Raw genomic sequence first — 6,668 nt, 5'->3', positions numbered from 1 at the left:
CCGGCAGCCCGGCGGCGCGGCCGGCGGGCTTCGCCTGCGCCACCGCTCCGCCGGCCGGGGCCACTCCGGTCCGCTCCGCGCCCGCCCCGGCCGGGGAGCGCTTCGGCCTGCTCCCCGCCTGGACCTGGTACGTCGACCCGACCGGGTTCCGGATCGCCGTGCCAGTGGACTGGCTGCGCTGGACCGACGGCGGGGTGACCTGCTTCCGGGAGCCCGCGGGGTCCCGGCTGCTGAGCGTGGGCGCGACGGCGGCGCCGGCCGACCCGGTGGCGTACTGGCGGGCGGAGGAGCGGCGGCTCACCGGCGACGGCGGGCTGGCCGACTACCGGCGGGTCGAGATCGGGCCGATCGACATGTTCCGGGGCGGCGCGCTCTGGGAGTGCGGCTGGGTCACCGCGGCCGGCGACAAGGTGCACACCGCCCGGCTGCTGCTGACCGTCGCGCCGGGCCGCGCGTACACCGTCTCATGGCTGACAAAGGAGTTCGACTGGCAGGTCAACGCGACATATTTCCTGATGATCCGGCAGAGCTTCCGGCCCGGTCTCTGACCCCCTCCCCAGTGGACCGTCCGGGTGATGCCCCTCGGCGACGCGGCTGATTACAGTGGCGTAGTTTTGTCGATCAAGATCTCTGGGGAGGGCGAGCCGACATGATGGGACCGTCCCACGCGCTGTCCGGCGCGGCGGTGTGGCTGACCGGGTCGTGGGCGCTGGACCAGTTCGCCGACTACCACCAGACGCCGCTGGCGCTCGCGGTGGGGACCGCGGTCTGCGCGGGCGGGGCGCTCTTCCCCGACCTCGACCTCTCCGGCAAGGTGACCCGCAACCAGGGCGGGGCGACCGTGGCCCGGACCTTCGGCGTGTTCAGCCTCTTCATCGCCGAGGTGATGGAGAAGATCTCGCTGGGGGTCTACTACGCCACCAAGCTCAGCAAGGACCCGCGCCGCAACAACGGGCACCGCACCCTGACCCACACCCTCCCGTTCACCGGGCTGGTCGGCTGGGGCACCACCGCGCTCTGCGCCCACTACGGCAAGTGGGCGGTGGTCAGCATCCTGTTCTTCATGATCGGGCTGGCCCTGCGCGGGCTCTTCGACGAGTGGGCCGAGCGGGCCGGCTGGGTGATCGTGACGCTGGCCTCGGCCGCCGCGGCCTGGTTCACCTTCGCCAACCTGCCGGGCGACCGGGGCTATCCGCTGATCGGGTTCGCCGTCGGGGTGGGTTGTTTCGTGCACATCCTCGGCGACATGATCACCCGCGCGGGGGTGCCGATCCTCTGGCCGATCCCGATCAGACGCCGGATGTGGACGATGGTCGGCCTGCCCAACGGCATCGCGCTGCGCACCGGCAGCAAGGCCGAGGTGATCGTGCTGCGGGCCGCGCTGACCGTCCTCGCGGTGCTCGCCGCGGTGGGGCTGGTCGCGCCGTCGGTGCTGCAGCGGTTCAACATCGAGGTTTGAGCCTGGCCAAGGTGTGGGCGTACTTCGACGCGGCCGGCCCGCTGGTCGGCACCGATTGGCCGATCCGCTACCGGTAGGACGACGCGAAGCGGGTGGCACACCTGCGCCGGCTCGGCGTCCGGGCGTTCGCCGCGCAGGCGTACAGCAGCGGCCCGGGATGGCGGAGCCGCTGAGTCGCTGGACGCTCAACTTCGCCGCGCGTACCCCCGGCCGCCTCCCCTCGGCCACCTTCTTCCCCGAGCCCGGGCCATCCGCTACCTCACCGAAGCGTTGCGCGCCAAGGCACGGGTGTTCAGCAGGTGATCGCCAGGAAATCCGGCGGTTCAGGGCCGGGAGGAATGGGGGTTCACTCGGGGCACTTCTGCCGGTCGATGTAATCCTTGACTATGGCCAGGGGCGCCCCGCCGCAGGATGCGGCGAAGTAGGACGGTGACCACAGGTGGCCGTGTATGAGGTGCCGGTTGATCTGGCCTGTGAATTCCTTGCGCAGGTAATGAGCGGACACGCCTTTGAGGGAGTTGACCAGCATGGAGATCGCTAGTTTCGGGGGGTAGCGCACGAGTAGGTGTACGTGGTCGTCCTCGCCGTTGAACTCGGCCAGTTCGGCTTCCATGCTTGCGCACACGTCGGTCATGACCTGCTCGCAGCGGGCGAGCATCGCCTCATCGAGTACACCGCGGCGATATTTCGTGACGAATACCAGATGTGCGTGCAGGTCGTGAACGATGCTGCGGCCTCGCCGGATATTGGGGTCCGAGGTCCATCGTGGTGACATAGGCCAGACGTTATACTGCGGACGTGAAGCTCGTCGTGCAGGTGCGGCTGTTTCCCGACGCCGGCCAGGAGGCGGCGTTGCGAGACACGCTGACCCTGTGCAACGACGCCGCGAACCTCGCCTCCGCCGAGGCGTACCGGGCGCGGGTGTTCGCCAAGCAGGCGTTGCAGCGACTCACCTACCGGCGGCTGAAGGACATGGGGTTGTCGGCCCAGCCGGCGATCCACGTCGCCCGCAAGGTCGCCGGCGCCTACGCCACGCTGAAGGCCAACATCCGTGCCGGCAACCTCGGCAAACCCGGGTCGAAGCGCCGCCGCAAGGCTGAGGCGAAGCCGATCGTGTTCCGCCGCGACGCCGCCCAACCGTTCGACGACCGCTGCCTGTCCTGGCAGATGCGCTCCCGCACAGTCTCCATCTGGGCGACGGCGGGCCGACAGGCCGGCATCCGATTCGGGTGCTCTGACGCGCAGTACGCGGTGCTGTCCGCCCACCGCAGAGGCGAGTCTGACCTGGTGCACCGTGACGGCAAGTGGTTTCTGTACGCCACCTGCGACATCCCTGACGTCGAGGTTAAGGAGCCCGACGGGTTCCTCGGCGTCGACCTGGGCATCGCGAACATCGCCACCACCAGCGCCGGGACCCGGCACTGCGGCAAGGGTTTGAACCGGGTGCGCCATCGTAATCAGCGGCTGCGGGCCAAACTTCAGCGCATCGGCACCAAGTCCGCCAAGCGGCTCCTGAAGGCCCGCCGCCGCAAGGAAGCGCGATTCGCGGCCGACATCAACCATCGCATCGCCAAGCAGATCGTGACCGAGGCCGAACGCACCGGCCGCGGCATCGCCCTGGAAAACCTGGGCGGCATCCGCGACCGGGTACGGCTCCGACGACCCCAGCGGGTCACACTGCACTCGTGGGCATTCCACCAACTCCGCCAGTTCATCGCCTACAAGGCGGCGCGGACCGGAGTGGCTTTCGTCTACGTCGACCCGGCGTACACCTCGCAGGGCTGCTCCGCCTGCGGGCACGTCGCCAAGGCCAACCGACCCAACCAATCCACCTTCCGATGCACGTCGTGCGGCTTCGCTGAGCACGCCGACGTGAACGCAGCCCGCAACATCGCCGCACGCGGCGCCGCGGACTGGGCAGCCGTCAGCCTTCCGAACGCGGCGTGACCGATGCAGCCAGCACCGAGCAACGATCCGCAAGCTCAGCCCCTTCAGGGCCGAGAAGCTGACCATCGAAGTGTGACCGACCCACCCGACCCGCCAGCCGGCGGGACGCGACCGCCGGCCGATTCGCCGGACGGGCCGGCCCAGCAGTCTGGCGTAGTGGAGGGCGGCCGCCCGCCGGTCGAGGACCGGGCCGTACCCTCGTTCTGGCAGCGGCTGGGGCTGCCCGGGCTCGCCGACGTGCACACCCACTTCCTGCCGCCCCGGCTGCTGCGCAAGGTGTGGGCATACTTCGACGCGGCCGGGCCGCTGGTCGGCACGGAGTGGCCGATCCGGTACCGGTGGAGCGACGCGGAGCGGGTGGCGCACCTGCGCCGGCTCGGCGTACGGGCGTTCACCGCGCTGGCGTACCCGCACCGGCCCGGGATGGCGGAGGCGCTGAACCGGTGGACGCTGGAGTTCGCCCACGCCACCCCCGGCTGCCTGCCCTCGGCCACCTTCTACCCCGAGCCGGACGCCGTCCGGTACGTCGCCGGGGCGCTCGACGCCGGCGCCCGGGTGTTCAAGGTGCACGTCCAGGTCGGCGGGTTCCTCCCCACCGACCCGGCGCTGGACGCGGTGTGGGGGCTGCTCGCCGACGCGGGCGTACCGGTGGTGGTGCACGCCGGGCACGCACCGGTCGGCACCGCGCACACCGGCCCGGAGCCGTTCGCCGCGCTGCTCGCCCGGCATCCGGGGCTGACCGCGGTCGTGGCCCATCTGGGCGCGCCCGACTACACCGCGTTCCTCGACCTGGCGGAGAAGTACGAGCGGGTGCGGCTGGACACCACCATGGCGTTCACCTCGTTCTTCAACCGGTTCATGCCGTTCCCGGCCGGCGACCTGCCCCGGCTGGGCGAGCTGGGGCTGGCCGGCAAGGTGCTGCTCGGCAGCGACTTCCCGAACCTCCCCTACCCGTACGCCGAGCAGCTCACCGGGCTGGCCGAACTGGGTCTCGGCGACGACTGGCTGCGGGCGGTCTGCTGGGGCAACGCGGCGGCCCTGTTCGACCTGGCCTGAGTCGGGGCGTGGAAGCCCGGCCGGCGCGGCGGGCGGTCAGACGCCCACCCGCTGCTCGGGCACGCTGAGCCCGTACAGCGCCATCAGTTCGGGGCTGTCGATCCGACTGCCGTCGGCGATCGAGTCGCACGCGATGTCGACGATCTGGTCCTTGTGCGCCAGCAGGTAGGGCCGGGCGCCGACGTCGGCGCTGGCCAGGGTGGCGATGCCGGCCCAGTGCCGGCGGCCGAAGAGCATCGGGTAGCCGCGCAGCCCGTCGTAGGTCGCGCAGACCAGCACGTCGGGGTACGGCAGCGCGGCGACCCGCCGGACCGCTCCGGCGGTCAGCCCCGGCATGTCGACCGGCACCACGACGACCGCCTCGATCCCGTCGTCGGTCAGGGCGGCCAGGCCGGCGCGGATCGAGGAACCGACCCCGGTCCCCCACGCCCGGTTGACCACCACGGTAGCCCCGGTCAGGTCGGTCGTCTGGCGGACCTGGTCGGCCGCCGCGCCGAGTACGACCACGATCTGCTCGCAGCCGGCCTCGACCATCGTGTCGATCATCCGGCTCACCAGGGGTTTCTCCCCCTGGTGCAGCAGCGCCTCGGGTCCGCCGATGCGACGTCCACCGCCCGCCGCGATGATCATTCCTGCGATCCGGTTCAGCTGCGCCCCCTCGACCGTGGGGACGGCACCGGCTCACCTGCGCCCGGTCCGTCCCGTCGTACGCACAACGGGCCCAACGAGTGCGCCCGGCGCGGGGTAGCGGGGCAAAAGGGAAAATTGCCGACTATGCCGCATCGGCGTAGCAGTCGACGACGGACAGGTCCAGCGGGAACCGCACCGGGGTGTCGCCGAAGAGCAGCGCCGCCGCCCGCGCGCCCGCGGCGGTGACCGCCTCCGCCACCGCGTCGGCCTGCCCGGTTGGGCAGTGCACGATCACCTCGTCGTGCTGGAAGAAGACCAGCTCGGCATCGGTGCCCGCGAGGGCCGTCCGCAACGTGGCCAGCAGCGTGGAGGCCCACTCGGCGGCCGTCGCCTGGATGACGAAGTTGCGGGTGAACCGGCCCCGGGAGCGGGCGGCGCGGGCCCGGGGCCCCTGCGGGTCCGCGCCGGCGTCCGGGGCCGCCTCGTCGCCGTCGGCGAAACCGAGCGAGCCCGGCGGGCAGGTGCGCCCGAGCCAGGAGCGGACCAGGCCACCGGCCTCGCCGGTCCGCGCCGCCGCCTCCACGTAGCCGAAGGCCGTCGGGTAGTTCCGCTTGAGCACCGCCAGGGCGGGCACCGCCGAGCCGCCGGTCTGCCCGTACATCGCGCCGAGCAGGGCCACCTTGGCCCGGGCCCGGTCACCGGCGAAGGCGTCCCGGGCCAGCGCGGCGTAGAGGTCGCCGGCCCCGCCGGCCGCCGCGAGCCGGGCGTCCCCGGAGACCGCGGCCAGCACCCGCGGCTCCAACTGGCCCGCGTCGGCGACGACGAAGGTCCAGCCGGGATCGGCCACCACCGCCCGCCGGATCACCTTCGGGATCTGCAGCGCGCCGCCGCCCCGGGTGGCCCACCGGCCGGAGACCACCCCGCCGGGCACGTACTCCGCGTGGAAGCGGCCGCCGGAGACCCAGGCGTCCCGCCACGCCCAGCCGTGCGCCGTCCAGATCCGGTAGAGCTCCTTGTATTCCAGGACCAGCGGCACCGCCGGATGCTCCACCCCGCGCAGCACCCAGGCCCGGGTGTTCGGCAGCTCCACGCCGACCCGGGCGAACGCCTTCAACAGCTCCGCCGGGGAGTCCGCGTGCAGCTGGCGTACGCCGAACGCCGCGGCGATCCGGGCGGCCAGCTCGGCCAGCCGGCGGGGCGGCCCACCCACCGGGGAGGCCTCGCCGAGCAGCTCGGCGAGAAGCTCGTCGTGCACCTCGGCCCGCCACGGCAGCCCGGCCGCCCCCATCTCCGCGGCGATCAGCGCGCCCGCCGACTCCGCCGCCACCAGCAGGCGGAACCGGCCGGGGTGCTCGGTCGCCGCGATCCGGGCGAGCTGGTCGGCGTACACCCGGGCCAGCGCCTCGATGCCCGGGCCCGGCGGACCGGACGGCGCGTCGAAGAGCGCGCCCTGCCCGTGGCCCGGCGGCTCCGGCGGGCGGGGCGTCGGGTCGGGCGGGACCGGCGCGCCGGTCAGCAGCGCCCAGGCCGCGGCGAGCGACCGGGGCTCGCCCCACCGGCCGGCGTGCCCCAGCAG

General features: G+C 72.7%; 7 protein-coding genes and 1 pseudogene. 5 read left to right on the top strand and 3 right to left on the bottom strand.

Annotated elements, in window-relative coordinates; translation table 11 throughout:
- The 3 genes and pseudogenes from DKT69_RS38685 to DKT69_RS40345 all read left to right on the top strand — a co-directional run.
- Nucleotides 1-548: serine/threonine kinase C-terminal domain-containing protein (locus tag DKT69_RS38685; RefSeq protein ID WP_497529438.1), on the top strand; the 548-nt coding region annotated here is incomplete at its 5' end.
- A 101-nt stretch (nt 549-649) separates the two neighbouring features.
- Nucleotides 650-1,459 (top strand): metal-dependent hydrolase, encoded by an 810-nt coding sequence (locus DKT69_RS33205; protein WP_109805365.1) that lies wholly within the window; start codon nt 650-652, stop codon nt 1,457-1,459.
- A gap of 2 nt (nt 1,460-1,461) precedes the next feature.
- Nucleotides 1,462-1,753: pseudogene (locus DKT69_RS40345) on the top strand (amidohydrolase family protein); the annotation flags it as partial.
- A 52-nt stretch (nt 1,754-1,805) separates the two neighbouring features.
- Here DKT69_RS40345 and tnpA read toward each other — a convergent pair.
- Nucleotides 1,806-2,234, bottom strand: coding sequence for an IS200/IS605 family transposase (tnpA, locus tag DKT69_RS33195; RefSeq protein ID WP_109805364.1), 429 nt, complete (start codon nt 2,232-2,234; stop codon nt 1,806-1,808).
- Between the two features lie 23 nt (nt 2,235-2,257).
- On the opposite strand from tnpA, the gene DKT69_RS33190 reads away from it, so the two are divergent.
- Both DKT69_RS33190 and DKT69_RS33185 read left to right on the top strand, forming a co-directional pair.
- Nucleotides 2,258-3,406, top strand: coding sequence for an RNA-guided endonuclease InsQ/TnpB family protein (locus tag DKT69_RS33190; protein WP_109805363.1), 1,149 nt, complete (start codon nt 2,258-2,260; stop codon nt 3,404-3,406).
- Nucleotides 3,407-3,562: 156 nt separating this feature from the next.
- Nucleotides 3,563-4,462: an amidohydrolase family protein gene (locus DKT69_RS33185; RefSeq protein WP_109805362.1), complete on the top strand. Its 900-nt coding sequence runs from the start codon at nt 3,563-3,565 to the stop codon at nt 4,460-4,462.
- 36 nt (nt 4,463-4,498) lie between these two features.
- Here the strand turns inward: DKT69_RS33185 and DKT69_RS33180 are convergent, their stop codons facing one another.
- Together DKT69_RS33180 and DKT69_RS33175 are read right to left on the bottom strand one after the other, a co-directional pair.
- Entirely contained in the window at nt 4,499-5,092 is a 594-nt protein-coding gene (locus tag DKT69_RS33180) for a nucleotidyltransferase family protein (RefSeq protein WP_109805361.1), read from the bottom strand.
- Nucleotides 5,093-5,234: 142 nt separating this feature from the next.
- On the bottom strand, nt 5,235-6,668 hold a 1,434-nt coding region (locus DKT69_RS33175), incomplete at its 5' end, for a bifunctional 3'-5' exonuclease/DNA polymerase (RefSeq protein ID WP_109805360.1).

Source organism: Micromonospora sicca (assembly GCF_003172935.1).
Lineage (GTDB): Bacteria > Actinomycetota > Actinomycetes > Mycobacteriales > Micromonosporaceae > Micromonospora > Micromonospora sicca.
This window is presented reverse-complemented; position numbering and strand designations above follow the sequence as displayed.